Source organism: Colwellia sp. 12G3 (genome assembly GCF_002836775.1).
Classification (GTDB): domain Bacteria; phylum Pseudomonadota; class Gammaproteobacteria; order Enterobacterales; family Alteromonadaceae; genus Colwellia.
Map to the genome: position 1 here is coordinate 22,047 of NZ_PJAQ01000017.1, position 17,563 is coordinate 39,609.

Annotated in this window: 16 protein-coding genes; 8 read left to right on the top strand and 8 right to left on the bottom strand. The window is 38.2% G+C overall.

Going from position 1 to position 17,563, the window contains the following annotated elements:
- Window positions 1-262 precede the first annotated feature (262 nt).
- The 4 genes from CXF71_RS05590 to CXF71_RS05605 form a co-directional block, all read right to left on the bottom strand.
- Window positions 263-1,228, bottom strand: a complete 966-nt coding sequence (locus CXF71_RS05590) for a biotin-dependent carboxyltransferase family protein (protein WP_101231985.1) — start codon at window positions 1,226-1,228, stop codon at window positions 263-265.
- Entirely contained in the window at window positions 1,215-1,991 is a 777-nt protein-coding gene (gene pxpB / locus CXF71_RS05595) for a 5-oxoprolinase subunit PxpB (RefSeq protein WP_101231986.1), read from the bottom strand. Before pxpB ends, CXF71_RS05590 begins: the two co-directional genes overlap by 14 nt.
- Window positions 1,991-2,716: a 5-oxoprolinase subunit PxpA gene (locus CXF71_RS05600; protein ID WP_101232398.1), complete on the bottom strand. Its 726-nt coding sequence runs from the start codon at window positions 2,714-2,716 to the stop codon at window positions 1,991-1,993. Before CXF71_RS05600 ends, pxpB begins: the two co-directional genes overlap by 1 nt.
- Window positions 2,717-2,911: 195 nt before the next feature.
- Complete coding sequence (locus CXF71_RS05605) at window positions 2,912-3,754, bottom strand: isopenicillin N synthase family dioxygenase (RefSeq protein ID WP_101231987.1); 843 nt, start codon at window positions 3,752-3,754, stop codon at window positions 2,912-2,914.
- 174 nt (window positions 3,755-3,928) lie between these two features.
- On the opposite strand from CXF71_RS05605, the gene CXF71_RS05610 reads away from it, so the two are divergent.
- From CXF71_RS05610 to deoD, 4 genes are all read left to right on the top strand, one after another.
- Complete coding sequence (locus CXF71_RS05610; protein WP_232771394.1) at window positions 3,929-4,921, top strand: hypothetical protein; 993 nt, start codon at window positions 3,929-3,931, stop codon at window positions 4,919-4,921.
- Window positions 4,922-5,210: 289 nt separating this feature from the next.
- Entirely contained in the window at window positions 5,211-6,116 is a 906-nt protein-coding gene (locus CXF71_RS05615) for an endonuclease/exonuclease/phosphatase family protein (RefSeq protein WP_101231988.1), read from the top strand.
- 109 nt (window positions 6,117-6,225) lie between these two features.
- On the top strand, window positions 6,226-7,233 hold the full coding sequence (add, locus tag CXF71_RS05620; protein ID WP_101231989.1) for an adenosine deaminase: 1,008 nt from the start codon (window positions 6,226-6,228) through the stop codon (window positions 7,231-7,233).
- A gap of 269 nt (window positions 7,234-7,502) precedes the next feature.
- Window positions 7,503-8,207 (top strand): purine-nucleoside phosphorylase, encoded by a 705-nt coding sequence (gene deoD / locus CXF71_RS05625; RefSeq protein ID WP_101231990.1) that lies wholly within the window; start codon window positions 7,503-7,505, stop codon window positions 8,205-8,207.
- Window positions 8,208-8,296: 89 nt separating this feature from the next.
- On the opposite strand, the gene CXF71_RS05630 is transcribed toward deoD, so the two are convergent.
- Window positions 8,297-10,609 (bottom strand): TonB-dependent receptor, encoded by a 2,313-nt coding sequence (locus CXF71_RS05630; RefSeq protein WP_101231991.1) that lies wholly within the window; start codon window positions 10,607-10,609, stop codon window positions 8,297-8,299.
- A 132-nt stretch (window positions 10,610-10,741) separates the two neighbouring features.
- On the bottom strand, window positions 10,742-11,956 hold the full coding sequence (locus CXF71_RS05635; RefSeq protein WP_101231992.1) for a phosphopentomutase: 1,215 nt from the start codon (window positions 11,954-11,956) through the stop codon (window positions 10,742-10,744).
- A 246-nt stretch (window positions 11,957-12,202) separates the two neighbouring features.
- Here CXF71_RS05635 and udk point away from each other — a divergent pair, with 246 nt between their 5' ends.
- The 4 genes from udk to CXF71_RS05655 all read left to right on the top strand — a co-directional run bounded on the left by udk (window position 12,203) and on the right by CXF71_RS05655 (window position 15,605).
- Complete coding sequence (udk, locus tag CXF71_RS05640; protein ID WP_442871919.1) at window positions 12,203-12,853, top strand: uridine kinase; 651 nt, start codon at window positions 12,203-12,205, stop codon at window positions 12,851-12,853.
- A gap of 23 nt (window positions 12,854-12,876) precedes the next feature.
- Window positions 12,877-14,121, top strand: coding sequence for a NupC/NupG family nucleoside CNT transporter (locus tag CXF71_RS05645; protein ID WP_101231993.1), 1,245 nt, complete (start codon window positions 12,877-12,879; stop codon window positions 14,119-14,121).
- Between the two features lie 37 nt (window positions 14,122-14,158).
- Entirely contained in the window at window positions 14,159-14,932 is a 774-nt protein-coding gene (gene deoC / locus CXF71_RS05650; RefSeq protein ID WP_101231994.1) for a deoxyribose-phosphate aldolase, read from the top strand.
- A 94-nt stretch (window positions 14,933-15,026) separates the two neighbouring features.
- Entirely contained in the window at window positions 15,027-15,605 is a 579-nt protein-coding gene (locus tag CXF71_RS05655; protein ID WP_101231995.1) for a thymidine kinase, read from the top strand.
- 116 nt (window positions 15,606-15,721) lie between these two features.
- Here CXF71_RS05655 and deoA read toward each other — a convergent pair whose 3' ends face one another.
- Together deoA and cdd are read right to left on the bottom strand one after the other, a co-directional pair.
- A complete protein-coding gene (gene deoA / locus CXF71_RS05660; protein ID WP_101231996.1) occupies window positions 15,722-17,038 on the bottom strand; it encodes a thymidine phosphorylase in 1,317 nt (438 codons plus the stop codon).
- A gap of 11 nt (window positions 17,039-17,049) precedes the next feature.
- Window positions 17,050-17,469: a cytidine deaminase gene (gene cdd / locus CXF71_RS05665; RefSeq protein ID WP_101231997.1), complete on the bottom strand. Its 420-nt coding sequence runs from the start codon at window positions 17,467-17,469 to the stop codon at window positions 17,050-17,052.
- Window positions 17,470-17,563: the final 94 nt, after the last annotated feature.

A 17,563-nucleotide genomic window follows, 5' to 3' on the forward strand; every position in this document is an offset into this window, starting at 1 on the left:
CTCGATGTTCAATAACAAGGAAAATTTGTTTCGGTTTAGTCATTCTAAATAAAATAAACTTAACGATGTTAGTGAACATCGAGAAAGCTCCCAGAGGGCGAGTTTAAAAGGTTTACATGCTGCGTTATTGATTTTGATAAGGACGCTGCATGGATGCAGCTTATTTGAGAATGCAGGAGCTTATTCTCCTGAATAACCATTCTCTTCAATCAATGCCTTGCCTCTAAGCCTTTTAATTCTCGCTGAGTGGGAAAGAACTTAATCAACTTGGTATAAGCTGGGTTTGATTAAAACGACTTAAATTGAGGTGAAATAAGTTATCCGCTTGTGACATAGAAATTGGCTCAAAATGTACTTTATCTCCTTGACGCAATTGTGATAGCTTCGCACAATCTTGCGAAATAACCGCACCGATTTTGGGATAACCACCAATAGTTTGTCTGTCATTAAGTAAAACGATAGGCTGCCCGTCTGCTGGTATTTGTACTGCGCCATAACAAATTCCCTCCGATAGAATACCAGTAACATCAGCCTTTATTTCACGACCTTGTAGACGATATCCCATACGATCCCAATGCTTACTCACCTGATATTCACTTGAGAAAAATAGCCTTTTATCAATCTGGGAAAAATGTTGGTGTTGATAACTCAATACAGTGCGTAAAAGCACTTCTTTCGAATATTTTGGCTGTTCATGCTCAGGTAACATAAGTTGCTTTAGTTCATTAGCCGATTTAGACACTGCTTGGCAAGGTAATACATCATCAGCGACGAGCTTACCGCCAGTGATGCCACCTATCGACTCTCGACATACTGTTGCAGTGCTACCGAAAATTGGCTTTATATCAAAGCCACCAGCTACAGCTAAATAACAACGAACGCCAAACGGCGTAAAACCTAAATGAATTGTATCTCCTGCTTTAACTAAAAAACTTCGCCAAAGTGCTTTGGCCTGACCGTTAACTGTCAGCGGCATAGGTGCGCCTGTAATTGCAATAACACAATCGACTTGTGCTGTTAGCTGCAAGCCACCCAAATTAATTTCAATAGCTGTCGAATTAAGCTCATTACCACATAATCTGTTTGCCCAATAAAAAGCCAGAGAATCTGCTGGGCCGCCATTGGTCAGTCCTAAATTAAATGCGCCATAACGCCCGGCATCCTGGATTAAACTTAATACACCACCATTAGTAACGTTCAAGCCTAAGCCCTTCTTATTTATAGTCATTTAAACTCACTTTATTGGAAAAATGACCATCTAATTCAAGGTACTGCTGTTTATCTATCGGGACAAATTTAACTCGATCACCGACTTCAATAGGCATCGTTGGCTCTGCGAGTGGATTAAACATATCAATAGGACATAAACCTATGATATGCCAACCACCAGGTGACTCTGCTGGGTAAACGGCAGTTTGTCTATCAGCAATAGCGATAGCTCCTTTAGGGACTTTTAGCCTAGGTGTCGTTAACCTTGGCATAGCAATACGCTCATCAACTTCACCTAGATAAGCAAAACCCGGTGCAAACCCTATGGCATAAACACGATATTCTTGTGCTTGATGTAAGTTAATGACTTGCTTAATACTCAATTTTGCATGTTTGGCAATACGTGATAAATCCATTCCTGATTCGAGCGAGTAATATGCCGGTAACTCAATTAGTCGACCCTCTTTGCTACTTTCGCGACTACCTTGCTGCAAAAGTTTTTTAAGTTTATTTCGTAGATGATGGTGGTCTATTTCAAGTAAATTAAATACTACTAAAATAGAGGCGTATGAAGGTATAAGATCAATAATTTCAACGCTGAAGTGCCTACGTATAAGCTGAACCGCTTGGTGAACATCATGACTAATAACAGGAGAAAAATCGGGTGTAATTGCCGAAGCTTTTTGCTCATTTGAAAGGCTCTTTTTTGAAGAAAAATAAAGCATCAAGGCGTTTTCACCGGCAACTTCAAGACGTATACAGTCATTTATTTGTGTTGACATTAGCTCAGTAAATCTTTGATTTCACGAATAGCCTGCACACCAGAAATATTATCACCATGAACGCATATACTATCTACGTTAAGCGTAAGTATCTTACCTGAGAGGGTAGTGACAGTGCCTTGCGCTGATAATTGCTTAACTTGGGCAAGCATAGCTTCTTTACTTAAAACAGCCCCCATTTGGTTACGTGGTAGTAATCTGCCATCATCGTCATAACAACGATCCGCAAAAGCTTCACTATAAATAACCAGCCCTACTTTACTCGCTTGCTTTTTATAGCCAGCAATATCTGGAGTTGCTTGTAACATCAAGGCTAGTTTTTTAGGATATTGAGCCAGAGCAGTTAAAATAGCTGTAAATACCTCAGGTTTACGCATCATGTCGTTATAAAGTGCACCGTGGGGTTTTACATAATCGATTGAGATCCCTTGAGCATTTGCCATACCGTCTAGCGCAGCGACTTGATAATGTATCAGCGCTATTATTTCTTCTGATGAGCAAACCAATGAACGACGACCAAAGCCAACTAAATCGGGGTAACTTGGATGCGCACCAACGCTCACTTGAAATTTCTTTGCTAACGCCAACGTTTGTTGCATCACTAAAGGGTCGCCCGCATGAAAACCACAGGCAATATTTGCTTGATCAATATGAGGCATAACCTCATTATCGAGTCCCATGGTCCAAGCTCCAAAACTCTCACCTAAATCACAGTTTAACTTCATTGCCATTATTACTCACCAGTGTCTTATTTAATGAATTTTTTAATCTGTCGAACATATTGTTATAAAAGATTATATACCCAAAGTTAGTGGTTAAAATAGTAACTTATTAAACCGACTATTTTTAAACTAAAAAAGCCGACAAGTGCTTCACACAAGTCGGCTTAATTAATTATTTCAATAAATTAACTCTTTAGGCTAAACCTTAACGCCTAGCTCACGTAAACGTTCGAGTAAATAACTCGCTTGGGTGTGTTTATCTGATAGCACCACTTCACTGCGTGGATGTAAAAATAAAGGTAGAGAAATACGAGACTTATCACTTCCCTTACCTGTAGGGTTGATAACTCGATGACTTGTCGATGGAAAATAGCCATCTGACGCTTCTTGCAACATATCGCCAATATTAATAATTAGATTGCCAAAATCTGAAGGTACATCAATCCATTCGCCATCTTGGCGTTGAACTTGTAAACCAGGTTCATTGGCTGCAGGCAAGATAGTCAATAAATTAATATCTTCATGCGCAGCTGCTCTTACAGCGCCAGCTTCTTCATCACCCGTAAGCGGAGGGTAATGTAAGATGCGTAATAAGGTATTTGGCGTATCTTTAATCATATTAGATAACGCTTCAGAGTACTTATCCGCAACGTCAACTGGGCTGTGTACTTCTACCCAATCAAGTAACTCCGCCGCAAGCTTAGAGGTTTGCTGGTAATACTCAAGAATTTCATCTTTAAGCTGTAAAGGAATACGGCCCCAAGGGTAAACATGATAATACTCTTTAATATCTTTTTTACTATGCCCCTTCGCAGTTTCAGATATCTCAGGAGAGAAATAACCATCTTGCTTTGCTGGATCAAAAGCGAATGCATGTTTCTCGTCGCTTAAAAAAAATGCCTGCCAATTTTTGTAAATAGATTCAACCAAACTTTGTTTTATTGGGTGATTGATAAGCACGCCAAAACCTGTTTTATGTAAACTTTGAACAAATTTTTCTGCCGCGTCTTTTGCAGTGTAATCGACAACTTGTACTTGCATAATTTAAATTCTCTTTAAAGATAATGATGATATTTTACTCTTTTCGCTGTTTTGTTCAAGAGTAAGCGACAATAACCTGACCAAATGGTTTGTTTATATTATAAAACTAACTTGCATAAAATAGCATCCTTCGTTAGGTTAGCTTTTATTTTATCTCTATTTAAAGGGCGACTGATGACTCTTGGTATTTATTCATGGCAAAAACGTTGTTTACAACTAACGTTTTTATTATTCACCACCACTAGCTCAATACTTTGTGCGCAAACAGTAGTTGTATTGGCCGATACACCATACAGCGATAAAGAGAAACATATGCTGCAAGGGCCTAATGGCATACTCTACCGCCTCATCAATGAAGCTAAACCTACTGTAGTTATGCACCTTGGCGATTTTAAAAGTGGCGTTAAGTCATGTACTGATGAGCTATTAAAGGAGCATAAAGCACTATTAGCTCAAACCTATCCAGGGAAAATCATCTACACTCCTGGGGACAATGATTGGACTGATTGTGACAGAATTTCATTACTGCCCAGTTTTGATGAATTAGAGCGACACGATTTTTTAATTAAATTAATGTTTGAGACTTCACCATTATTAACCCAAAATTTACCTTCAATTATTACCCAAGAAAAACAAATCGAAAATAAATTATGGATTAACGACCGCTTAGCAATAAGTACTCTACATATAGTAGGCACCAGTAATGGTCGAGTTAATATTGGTAAGTCAAACCAAGTAGACGCCATTAAAAAAGTTAATAAACGAGACGAAGCAAACCTTGCTTGGTTAAAGAATATTGAAGATAAAGCCAAGAACTTTGATGCTTTAATTATCGGTTTTCAAGCGGATATGTATCAAAAATCGGTATTAGAAAGTGGCGTTTGTGACGATACATCATTAAATAAATGCGATGTATTTTCTTTTTATCGTCAAGCGTTTTCAGACCTAGCGAAACGAATCAATAAACCAGTATTAATTAGTCATGGTGATACCGGAGCGTTTTGCTTTGAGCGCTTAGACAATAATCTATGGCACTTAAATGCTGCTGGTGATTTTCAATATCTTGATGCAACAAAAGTAATATTTAATAAACAATCAACAGAAAACCCCTTTATTGTAAGCGGTCTGATTAATCCAGACTTACCAAATATTGGTTGTGAAAACTAATATTTATCCGCTAGATTTTTACTTAAATAATGAAGCCCTGCCCTGCAATACTTTTTTATTTATACGGGTTGTTTCTTACTGTAGAAATAGTGTAATGTTGCGAAACAATAATTTTCTTGACTGAATGGTTAAGTAAAGACAAAAAACGATACCTTTTCTTCCTTAAATCCGTTGCAGATATCAGTAGGCACTGTTGATGCATTAGAAAGTTAGGTGAAAAATATAAATAGGCTAATAAACATTTAACAGCATGTTTATATTAAGCGCAAAATTCAAAAGAGACGTCTTGATGAAAAATACTATGTTAACAATATTAGGTCTGCTATTTATTCTATTTAGCAGTTTTATAACGCAGGCAGATGAGATTAAACTTGCCTCATGGAATATAGCTTGGCTCGGTTCCCATGAGTATAATCAACGTACTGACGCTGATTATAAACAACTAGCGCTTTATGCTAAACAATTGGATGCTGATGTTATCGCTTTGCAAGAAGTTGAAAGTGAATATTGGGCACGTAAAGTTTTTGGCAATGATTATGATTATTATTTTTCTACCAAAGATTGGGTACAACGTGTTGGCGTAGCGGTTAAGAAGTCTCGAGGTTTTACCGTTGAAGCTGAAGAATATAAAGCTTTAGATGTTGGTAAAGTTCGCCATGGCATGGATATTACTCTCACTAAAAATGATAAAACGCTACACTTGTTAGCCGTGCATTTAAAATCTGGCTGCTTTACTGCACCATTAGATAATAAGAGTGTTACGGCAATGCCGAGCACATCGGTTAAGGAAGAAAAACAAAAAGAAGCCTGTACCAAACTTAGTAAACAAATAAAGCCGTTAGAGCAATGGATTGATTTACATGCCGAGCAAGATGCTGCCTATATTGTGCTGGGTGACTTTAATCGTCGTTTTTCTCAAGACATTGCCTTAAAATATTCTGAAGATAAAGGTTTATGGCAAGCATTAAATGATGAAGGGCAAGAAGCACTGTGGACGCCAACAGCTACAGCAAATTCAGACTGCTGGGGCGGTTATTATAAAGACTATATAGATCATGTTATTTTTAGCCCTAAAGCTAAAGCAAACTATGTTGACGCTTCGTTTGAACAACTCATATTCAAACCTAAATATACTAAAGAACTATCTCGAAGCTTAAGTGACCATTGCCCAATATCAGTAAAGCTTAAGCTTTAACAACAGGCTAATGAAGCCTATAATTAATAATAATGCATAAAGGGTAATCTTCAGGATTTATAAATGAATTTTACCTGCTATATTCTCACTGCTAGGACAACCTTTTATCATGTTTAATGACCAACTTCCCCTTGTTGATTTACATCGTCATCTAGATGGCAATATTCGCCCAAAAACCATCTGGCAGCTCGCCCAACAAAACAATATTAAATTGCCCGAAGATAATTTCGAAGCATTTTTGCCTCACGTGCAAATTACCGACAGTGAAGCAGATTTAATGGCTTTTTTGAAAAAGCTTGATTGGGGGGTTGGCGTCATTAAAACCCTTGATGACGTAGTGCGAATAGGTTTTGAGAATGTCGAAGATGCCAGTATCGCTAACATTGATTATGCTGAGTTACGTTTTTCTCCTTATTACATTGCCATGAGTCACAACTTGCCTATTGAAGGTGTCGTTGAAGCCATTATTGAAGGTGTTAATTTGGGACGAGAAAAATTCGCTACCAAGATTAATTTAATGGGTATTTTAAGTCGTACTTTTGGTGTTGATCATTGTCAAAGTGAACTCAATGCCCTACTCGCTTTTAAAAATGATTTAGTTGCGATAGACCTCGCTGGTGATGAATACAATTTCCCAGGTAGCCTTTTTGAAAGCCACTTTAAGCAAGTTAATGATGCTGGGCTTAATGTCAGCGTACATGCCGGTGAAGCCGCTGGTCCTGAAAGTGTTTGGCATGCCATTAAGACATTAGGCGCTACGCGCATTGGTCACGGTGTGGCTTGTGCAAGCGATCAAGGGTTAATGGATTACATGCGAGAGAATGAGATAAGCATAGAGTCTTGCCTTACATCAAACTACCAAACAGGTACGATTAAAGACCTAGCTTTACACCCTCTGAAAACATTTTTGGCAAATGGACTTACGGTTTGTTTAAACACTGATGATCCTGCCGTTGAAAATATTGAGCTCGCTGGTGAATTTAAGGTAGCAAGAGAAGTACTTGGTCTGAATTCAGATCACATCACTCAATTGCAACGTAATGCAGTGAAAATGAGCTTTTTATCTGAACAAGAAAAAACAGCACTTATCAATATTAAGCAAAATACGCCAAAGTAAGCATAAAATAATAGTGTCTACTTGAACGATACTTAACTGTGCATTATTATTAACCGTACATTATTCATTGTGTATTGTTTATTTTTAAATAAACAATACACGGTACAGAAATCTAGTAAATAAAGTACGCATTAAGGTACTTAATAAAACACATATCAACGTAAAATTAACATCAACTTTTCAGTAAAAAATCCTTGATAGCCGCATGAATGATTCTGTTCTGGCTAGAAACTTACTGAGTTACACTTAACGTAAAAAGGATAACTCTTATGCCTACACCACATATTGAAGCACAAGCCGGCGAATTTGCAGAAACAGTCTTAATGCCAGGCGATCCCCTTAGAGCAAAATTTATTGCCGACAACTTCTTAGATGATGCTAAGTGCATCACCCAAGTACGTAACATGCTCGGATACACTGGCACTTATAAAGGTAAACGTGTCTCTGTTATGGGCTCAGGTATGGGTATACCAAGCATATCAATTTATGCTACTGAACTATATAAAGATTATGGCGTTGAAAAAATCATTCGTATTGGCTCTTGTGGCGCGGTACGTGATGATATAAAGATCCGTGATATTGTTATTGGTATGGCTGCTAGTACAGACTCAAACGTTAACAGACAACGTTTTCATAGTGTAGATTTTGCTGCGTGTGCCGACTTCTCTTTATTGAAAAGTGTTGTTGATACCGCTGAAAAATTGGGTAAACCTGTACATGTAGGTAATATTTTTACTGCTGACTTGTTTTATACGCCGCAACCTGAAATGTTTGCGACTATGGAGAAATATGGTATTTTAGCCGTAGAAATGGAAGCTGCTGGCCTTTATGGTGTTGCTGCTGAATACGGTAAAAAAGCATTGACCGTATTAACGGTTAGTGACCATATTAAAACGGGTGAGAAAACCACCTCAGAAGAACGAGAAACAACGTTCAAAGATATGATGGAACTTACACTAGAAAGCCTACTATAAGCTTTTAAATAACGTTTTATAGAACATAAAGAAAAGGGTTAGCACATTGTGCTAACCCTTTTTTATTTGTACCGTTAATTTTTTTCTATTTAGAAGAAATTAACTTTAAATTCAACGCCATAAAAACGCTCTTCATTGACGATCGCGGTATTGTTAGTAAAATCAACTGCACCAATGGCTTGTTGTTCATCGGTAATATTTCGGACAAATAAAGCGACTTCAAAGTCCTTGTCATCACCATCCCACAGATAACCAGTACGAACACCACCTTCTAATAATGATTCGCCAGTAAACTCGACAGAATTATATAAGAAGAAACTAATTTCATCACGATACGACCAATCAGTGTAAGCATAGAACTCACCATGACCTACTTCTACTGCATAACGAGCAGTAAAGTTGTAAATCCATTCAGGCGCATGAGGTAAGCTATTGCCGTCAATAATCGCTCGGCCATCAGTATTTAATGGATCGGTTACTGTACAAGATGCACAAATAGGTACAGTCAACGTACTATCATTCATCTGAGTATTGTTATAACTCACATTGGCAGTAACGAGTAAATTATCAGTAACAACAAATTGTGAATCGATTTCAAAACCATAACCAACAGTTTCATCAGCATTAAGTAGTTGTGCAGTATTGCTACCATCACCGCCAACAGAAGTGACCTGTTGATCATTCATGGTGTAATAAAAAACTGAGGCGTTTATACGACCCATATTATCCATAATGTCAGACTTGATACCTGCTTCATATGAAATAATAGTTTCTGCATCTGCAACCGAAATACCATCTCCAGGAGAAAATAATGAACGCCCCTGAATACTTGGTGCTCTAAAGGTATCAGCTACACGCGCGTATAAATTAATATCGTCAGTATATTTATGTGAAAGACTAACATCCCAACTAACATGGCTTTCACTTGTCTTTATGGCACCTTCTACATGATCAGGAAACCCTAAAAAGGCAAGAGGAGATTGTGTTCTTTCGTTACTATAATCTTTGTCGTCGTCTGAATAACGTAAACCTACAGTGATAGATGTTTTATCGGTTAAATCATAATCAACTGAGCCAAAAACTGCTAACGCGGTAGTTTCTTGATTTTGAACAACATAACCATTTTCAAGACCTTTTGGCCCGCCAAAAGCGGCTAATGCATCATATGAAAAACTTTCAATGGTCAAATCTTCATTAAAATAGAAAAGACCTATTTGATAATTTAAATTCCCATCAAAGTTACTGGTTAATCTTAACTCTTGCGTAATTTGTGAATGGTCTGGAATAGCATCTGCCGTTTCAGAGCTAACATTGATAACGCCAGGACCACTTATGAGTGGAACGGGTGGACAACCAAAACCATTACAGCCATAGCCACCATCAACATCAGCACGAGAGAATAACTCGGCGCTTTCATAACCCGTTATTGAAGTTACTGTGTGTTGGTCTAATTCAAACTCTAATTTTAAACTAGCACCTTCAGTTTCAACCTGTTGAGTAGCACGAGACGCTGAGTCATGATAAACAGTATCACGACTGAAATTATCAACTAATTTATTACTACCTGTCTTAATTCCATTGGCATAAAATGCCACGGGCTTGCCATCAAGATCACGCATGTGATAATTAAATAATGCATTAAAGCCATTATCTTCATACAAAAATTGTAGTCGAAGGGCTTGATCGGTATAACCACCTAAAACATCATCTTGCTCAAAGTCCGGTGCCATATTGTCAATATAATTATCACGGTCTTGGCGTAGAACAGAAACACGAGCAGAGAGTTTATCTGTTAAACCACCACCAACAGCCACCCTAAGATCAGATGTATTTTTACTACCATAGGATAATGATGCGAAACCATCAAAATCTTGAGAAGGTTTTGCTGAATCAATTTTTACTAAGCCAGCAGGGGTATTTCTGCCGAACAAGGTACCTTGTGGACCAGCTAGTACTTCAATTCTTTCCAAATCGAAAACAGGAAAGCCTTTTAAAATAGGGTTTTCTTGTACGACATTATCGACAACTAAAGAAACAGGTTGAGAAGCATTTAAATCGAAATCAGAGTTACCTAAACCACGCATGTAAAAGCGAGGAAAAGTTCGTCCAAAAGAAGACTCAACTGACAGGCTAGGGATTTTTGCATTTAAAAAGCGTATATCCATTGCCGCTGAACTATAGGCATCAAGGTTATCCCCTTGTAATGCCGTAACAGCAATTGGCACTTCTTGCGCATTTTCAACACGTTTACGAGCAGTTACATTGATAACCTCAATGCCGACGATTTTTTCTTTTACTACGACTTCATCTGCAGCTAAGGCACTGGTAGAAATACCAGCAACACTCGCAATTAATGACGCTTGTACACAGAGTGATAGTGCGTTTTTTTTAAACATTTTCATTCGTTTACTCCCAAGGACTGTTTTTATTTTATATTCAGTTTAATGCTTTTATTTTATCGTTATGTTTTTGTTATGATTTGTTGTTTTTATAGTGTAGTAGAAATTATTCGTATCACTGTAATTTTTACTACACTACTTACTGTATAAGTCAGACAAAAAGCTCGTGCCATAATCCATCGCTTCGACTTTAAAAAGTTCTGCAATAGTTTGTCCTAAATCAGCAAAGGTTTTACGGTTACCTATATTAACAGATCCGATCAGTTCGTGGTAAGCAATAATGGGTACATATTCCCTTGTATGCTCACTACCTGGCCAAGTAGGATCACAACCGTGATCTGCGGTAAAGAATAGTAAATCATCTGTAGACATCGCTTGGAAAAGCTCAGGAATGCGAACATCAAGTGCTTCAAGCTCTCTTGCATAACCAACAGCATCACGTCGATGGCCAAAGTCCTGGTCAAAATTAACTAAGTTAGTGAAAATGAGTGAATTGTCTTGCGCTGTATTGATATGGTCTAAGGTTGCATCAAAAAGTGCATCAAGCCCAGTCGCTTTTGTTTTTTCATCAATGCCTTGATGAGCAAAAATATCAGCAATTTTACCAACACTGATAACATGCGTACCTGCCTGTGATACTTTATCAAGTACCGTAGGTGCTGGTGGTAAGACTGAATAATCTCTCCGATTACCTGTTCTAGCAAAGTTATCGGCACTATCACCTACAAATGGTCTCGCAATAACACGTCCTATATTTAAATCACCGAGTAACTCTCGAACCGTCTCACAGTATTTATAGAGGTTATCTAAACCAAAGTGTTCTTCATGTGCAGCAATTTGAAAAACGCTATCAGCCGAGGTATAACAAATAGGTAAACCTGTTTTAATATGCTCTTGCCCTAAACGTTTCAGGATTTCAGTACCCGAGGCATGACAATTACCTAACATACCTTCAAAGCCCGTTGCACGATTAATATCCTCAATTAACGAGGTTGGAAAGCTATTCTTTTTGTCGGTGAAATATCCCCAATCAAATAGCACGGGCACGCCTGCCATTTCCCAATGACCGCTAGGCGTATCTTTACCTGTACTGATTTCTTGGGCAAAACCATAAGCACCTTTGCTTGGCTCTTGGCCCTGATAAGGAAATGTTTGATTAGATGCCTGCTCACAGGCTTTTATGAGTCCCAGTGCAGATAAATTTGGCAAGGCAATTTTTTTACCTGTTTCTTCATAAAAAGCACGAGATAAGTTAGCAAAAGTATTCGCACCAACATCGCCGAAATCAATAGCATCAGGAGAATAACCGATACCAAAACTATCAATAACCATAATTATTGCACGCGCCATGATCTTTCCTTTTTTACTTTTCTAATTACAAATATCAACAAAGGTTAAAATAATTTGTCAAAAATTATGACCAAGTGGTCAAGTTGTGTTAATTTACCACCTTTACAATTAAGGGTAAATAAAGCTTTTTCAACTTGCTGCTTATTTATCTAAAGTATAGAGAACATCTTGCGACTATCATTAACAAAGCTCAAGATAGAAACTCTTATTTAATTATTGATATTTGCTTTGACTACAGGCTAAACATTGAAACCTATTAAACCAACCATTATTGTTATCGCTGGCCCATCAGCATCCGGTAAAACACTTTTTGCCAAAACTATTCATGATGAACTTATTGAAGAGCTTGGTGAAAATGGTATTTCTATTATATATGAAGATGCTTATTACCGTGATCAATCGCATTTATCTATGCAAGAACGTGAGCAAACAAATTATGACCACCCCAATGCATTTGAGCATGAGCTGCTTTCAAAGCACTTAAAAGAACTCACTAGCAACCAGATCATTCATAGCCCTGTTTATTGCTATAAAACACATACCCGTATCAATGAAACAAAAAAATTTTTACCCACTAAAATAATTCTAGTAGAAGGTATATTACTGCTATCTAATAAAGAACTAAGAGAGTGTTTTGATATTAAAGTCTATATGGATACGCCATTAGATATTTGCCTAATAAGAAGAATTAAACGAGATTTAATTGAGCGTAGCCGTAGTATTGAATCTGTTACTAACCAGTATTTAGCAACGGTTAGACCTATGTATCATCAATATATTGAACCATCCAAAGCTTGGGCTGATATAGTTATCACCCGAGGTGGAAAAAATAGAATGGCAATTGAGGTGATCAAAGCAAAAATCCGTCAACTTTCACAATTCCCCCCACAACAATAATAATTAAATAAAAAGAGGTATTCATGGAATTAGGTGCTCTAAGAGGTGTGCTAGGCATTGTCGTTTTATTAGGTATCGCCTACGCCTTATCAAGCGGGAAAAAATCTATAAACATTCGCACAGTCGGTTTAGCTTTTGCACTGCAAATTTTGCTTGGCGCTTTTGTATTATATGTTCCCTTTGGCAAAGATGTTTTGTTGTCTATGACCAATGGCGTGCAAAGTGTTATTGATAGCGCAAAAGTAGGCATCAATTTTCTTTTTGGTGGCTTAGGTACTGATGCCATGTTTGAAAATGGTGTGGGCTTTGTTTTTGCTATCAGAGTTTTACCTAACATTATTTTCTTTTCATCTTTAATTGCGGTGCTTTATTACCTTGGCATAATGCAATGGGTGATTAAAATTATTGGCGGCGCATTACAAAAACTTTTAAAAACAAGTAAACCAGAATCACTTTCAGCAACGGCTAATATTTTTGTTGGTCAAACTGAAGCACCGCTTATTATCCGCCCTTATATTGCAAAGATGACTCAATCAGAGCTTTTTGCCATCATGGTGGGTGGATTGGCCTCTGTAGCGGGTTCAATTTTAGCAGGTTATGCTGGTCTTGGTATTGAACTAAAATATCTGATTGCCGCATCATTTATGGCTGCCCCTGGTGGTTTGTTAATGGCAAAAATCATTTGCCCTGAAACTGAACATGATAAAATAGTTACCGAAGCTGTCGATTATGATGACGAAAACGATAGACCAACCAATGTTATTGATGCTGCTGCTTCTGGTGCGGCTTCAGGCCTTAAATTGGCGGTTAATGTTGGCGCTATGTTACTTGCGTTCATTGCCCTAATAGCATTGCTAAATACCATAGTCGGAGGTCTATTTGGCTTATTGGGTTATGAAGATATCACCATAGAATTTTTCTTAGGCTATGTATTCGCACCTTTTGCTTATGTTATAGGTGTACCTGCCAATGAGATGTTGCAAGCAGGTAGTTTTATTGGTCAAAAAATTATCGTTAATGAATTCTTTGCCTATGTTAATTTTGTTGAGATTAAAGACTCCTTAAGCCCTGCGACGCAAGCTATTGTTACCTTTGCATTATGTGGATTTGCCAATTTATCATCAATCGCCATTTTACTTGGTGGCATTGGGTCTATGGCACCAAGTCGCCGTCATGATATTGCCAGATTAGGTTTGCGAGCCATGCTTGCTGCTACGTTAGCCAATCTCATGAGCGCGGCAATTGCCGGCATATTCATTTCTTTATAGAAATAATCAATAAGTATAAAAATAGGAGCATATAATTATGTCTGATATTAAAGCAATCGCTCAACGAGCATTGTCATTGATGGATTTAACTAGCCTGACCAACACAGAGACTGACCAAGATATTATTGACCTGTGTAGTCAAGCCAAATCACCTGCAGGTGAAACAGCCGCTATATGTATTTTTCCGCGCTTTATCCCTGTCGCCAAAAAAGCACTGAAAGCGCAACAAACCCCGCACGTAAAAATTGCCACTGTCACTAACTTTCCCCATGGAAATGACGATATTGATATTGCCTTAGCCGAAACAAAAGCGGCTGTTGCTTATGGTGCTGATGAAGTCGATTTAGTGTTCCCTTACCGCGCGTTAATGCAAGGTAACGAGACCATAGGTTTTGACATGGTTAAGGTTTGTAAAAAAGCCTGTGCTAATTCAGCAAAGCTGAAAGTCATTATTGAAACCGGCGAGCTTAAATCAGAAGAATTAATACGAAAAGCCAGTGAAATTGCTATCAACGCGGGTGCCGATTTTATTAAAACATCAACCGGTAAAGTAGCTGTTAATGCGACGCCAACTGCTGCACAAATCATGTTAGAAGTGATAAAGCAAAAAAACACATCAGTAGGTTTTAAACCTGCGGGTGGCGTAAGAAATGCAGAAGATGCGGCTATTTATCTTGATTTAGCCGATAGTATTTTAGGCAATGACTGGGCAGATGCTAATCACTTTAGATTTGGTGCCAGCAGCTTACTTATCAGCTTATTAGATACCCTAGGACATAAAAGTAATATTAAACCATCAAGTAATTACTAAGTCACACCTAAATCCCATTACAACAATACCTGAACGTTGAAACATTAACTTTCAATGCTCAGGTATTTATTACCTAAAAAGAAATAAGTAAACAATGGCACAACTTTATTTTTATTACTCATCGATGAACGCAGGAAAATCTACTCACCTGTTACAATCTTCTTATAACTATCAAGAGCGTGGTTTAGCAACCGCGATTTATACCGCACAAATTGATGATAGATTTGCCAAAGGTAAAGTTGCTTCACGTTTAGGCATTGATGCCGATGCCTTTTTATTTGATGAAAAAATCAACCTATTTAAAGACGTAGATCAGAAACATCAAGCTGAAAAAATTGATTGCGTACTTATCGACGAAGCACAGTTTTTGTCAACACAGCAAGTTAAACAGCTTACTGATATTGTCGATCTATTGCATATTCCTGTGCTGGCTTATGGTATACGCACTGACTTTTTAGGACAAACCTTCTCAGGTAGTGCAGCACTGCTCGCTTGGGCTGACAAATTGGTTGAATTAAAAACGATATGTCACTGTGGGCGAAAAGCTAATTTTGTCATCAGACAAGATGCTAACGGTAAAGCAGTAAAAGATGGTGAGCAAGTTGAAGTAGGTGGTAATGAACGATATGAGCCGCTTTGTCGTGCTCACTTTAAAAAGCTTGTCTGGCAATAAATAAGATTTTCTTAACCATAGAGAAACAAACAGACGCATTGATGACAATTTAACGAGTATCGTGAATAACCTTAGTAAACAATTATTGCCTACTAAGGGTATTCTGTCAGGGTTCGCTAGTATATTACTGGCGGCAACTCAGGGCTCTCTTCAGAGTAGCTAAGGGCATTATTAAACTGCTCAATAGCCCTATTTGCAGAGTCTGCATCTTTAGCATGAACTCGCGCAATCACTTCGCCACGATTTACTTGTACACCCAGTGGTAATATCCGATCAAAACCAACACTGTGATCAACCTGTTGTGTCGGTGCAGTCCTACCGCCACCTAAGCCCACTACTGACATGCCAACAGCGCGGGTGTCCATTTGTGCGATATAACCATGCTGTGATGCTCTCACCTCAGTGATAACGTTTGCCTTGTGCATAGAATCCCAAGGCTTTTCTATAAAGTTTTTAGGACCACCTAACGCTGATACCATACGGTCAAAGATTTCAGCCGCTAAGCCTGAGCTCAACACTTTATCAATTTTTTGATGTGCATCTTTTTCACTACTAGCCAGGTTGGTATTAATAAGCATTGCACTGGCAAGGGCTTGTACAATTTTATGTAAACGTGGCTCTCGTTGTTTACCTGTTAAGTATTTAACTGTTTCATACATTTCTATGGCGTTACCGGCACTGGTACCTAACACTTGATTCATATCAGTAATAATTGCCTGTGTTTTAACGCCTGCTCCGTTAGCAACACTGGTAATGCTCTGTGCAAGAGCTTTAGCATCATCTAAATTAGTCATCATGGCACCATTGCCCACTTTGACATCCATCACTAAGACATCAAGCCCTGCGGCCAGTTTTTTCGATAAGATAGAAGCTGTGATCAACGGAATAGATTCTACCGTTGCGGTAACATCGCGAATAGAATACAAACGTTTATCCGCTGGTGCCAAATTATCGGTTTGCGAAATAATAGCAACACCAACCTCCTTAACAATACGTTTAAATTCGCTAATACTCGGTTGTACATTAAAACCGGCTATGCTTTCAAGTTTATCAGCGGTACCACCAGTATGGCCCAAACCACGCCCTGAAATCATAGGAACATAACCACCACAGGCAGCAACAATAGCAGCCAGCATAAAGCTTACTTTATCACCAACACCACCCGTAGAATGTTTATCAACAATCGGCCCATCAAAGCCTTCCCAACTAAGTACTTCACCGGAGTTCATCATAGCCTTGGTAAAGTTGACCCTTTCATCAATCGTCATACCCTGTTGAAAAATAGCCATCGCCATAGCGCCAACTTGGCTATCTGAAAAATTGCCATCAACAAGACCGGAAACAAAACCATTTATCGCTTGTTCATCTAATATTTTACCATCACGTTTCAATCGAATAATTTCTTGCGGGATAATTTTAGCGGTTACAGACATGAGTTAAATCCTTATAAGTCTAATAAATCTTTTGGAGTAAATGCATCTGGTAGTAATTCCTGTACTGTCCAGACTTGTTGCTCATTTTTATGGTTAACTGCAATCACAGGTGCTGATTGCTCAAAAAACTCAGCTATTACCTGTCTACAAGCCCCACAAGGCGGCGTTAATTTATCTTGCTCGGTATAAATAACAATCACCTCAAATTGCTGTTCGCCATTAACAACAGCATGACTAATGCAGTTACGCTCTGCACAAATAGTCAAACCATAAGAGGCATTTTCCACATTGCAGCCGTTAACGACATTACCATTCGTTGTTAATGCTGCCGCGCCGACATGAAATTTACTATAGGGTGCATAAGCCAATTGGTAAGCAGCATTAGCCGCTGCGATTACTTCATCGAGTAATTCTTTTTTTATTTCGTTCATAGTGTTCCATAGTTTCGAGCGTTGTTTATAGATCCAGCATACCATTGCTGACCATGCGGTCAAGTTATTTAGCTTGGTAATAATACAAATATAT

Coding starts and splice junctions, on each gene's coding strand:
- CXF71_RS05600 (WP_101232398.1), bottom strand. CDS start 2,716: ATGAAGTTAAACTGTGATTTAGGTGAGAGTTTTGGAGCTTGGACCATG.
- CXF71_RS05655 (WP_101231995.1), top strand. CDS start 15,027: ATGGCACAACTTTATTTTTATTACTCATCGATGAACGCAGGAAAATCT.
- deoD (WP_101231990.1), top strand. CDS start 7,503: ATGCCTACACCACATATTGAAGCACAAGCCGGCGAATTTGCAGAAACA.
- add (WP_101231989.1), top strand. CDS start 6,226: ATGTTTAATGACCAACTTCCCCTTGTTGATTTACATCGTCATCTAGAT.
- CXF71_RS05630 (WP_101231991.1), bottom strand. CDS start 10,609: ATGAAAATGTTTAAAAAAAACGCACTATCACTCTGTGTACAAGCGTCA.
- pxpB (WP_101231986.1), bottom strand. CDS start 1,991: ATGTCAACACAAATAAATGACTGTATACGTCTTGAAGTTGCCGGTGAA.
- CXF71_RS05615 (WP_101231988.1), top strand. CDS start 5,211: ATGAAAAATACTATGTTAACAATATTAGGTCTGCTATTTATTCTATTT.
- cdd (WP_101231997.1), bottom strand. CDS start 17,469: ATGAACGAAATAAAAAAAGAATTACTCGATGAAGTAATCGCAGCGGCT.
- CXF71_RS05610 (WP_232771394.1), top strand. CDS start 3,929: ATGACTCTTGGTATTTATTCATGGCAAAAACGTTGTTTACAACTAACG.
- CXF71_RS05635 (WP_101231992.1), bottom strand. CDS start 11,956: ATGGCGCGTGCAATAATTATGGTTATTGATAGTTTTGGTATCGGTTAT.
- CXF71_RS05645 (WP_101231993.1), top strand. CDS start 12,877: ATGGAATTAGGTGCTCTAAGAGGTGTGCTAGGCATTGTCGTTTTATTA.
- CXF71_RS05605 (WP_101231987.1), bottom strand. CDS start 3,754: ATGCAAGTACAAGTTGTCGATTACACTGCAAAAGACGCGGCAGAAAAA.
- deoC (WP_101231994.1), top strand. CDS start 14,159: ATGTCTGATATTAAAGCAATCGCTCAACGAGCATTGTCATTGATGGAT.
- CXF71_RS05590 (WP_101231985.1), bottom strand. CDS start 1,228: ATGACTATAAATAAGAAGGGCTTAGGCTTGAACGTTACTAATGGTGGT.
- deoA (WP_101231996.1), bottom strand. CDS start 17,038: ATGTCTGTAACCGCTAAAATTATCCCGCAAGAAATTATTCGATTGAAA.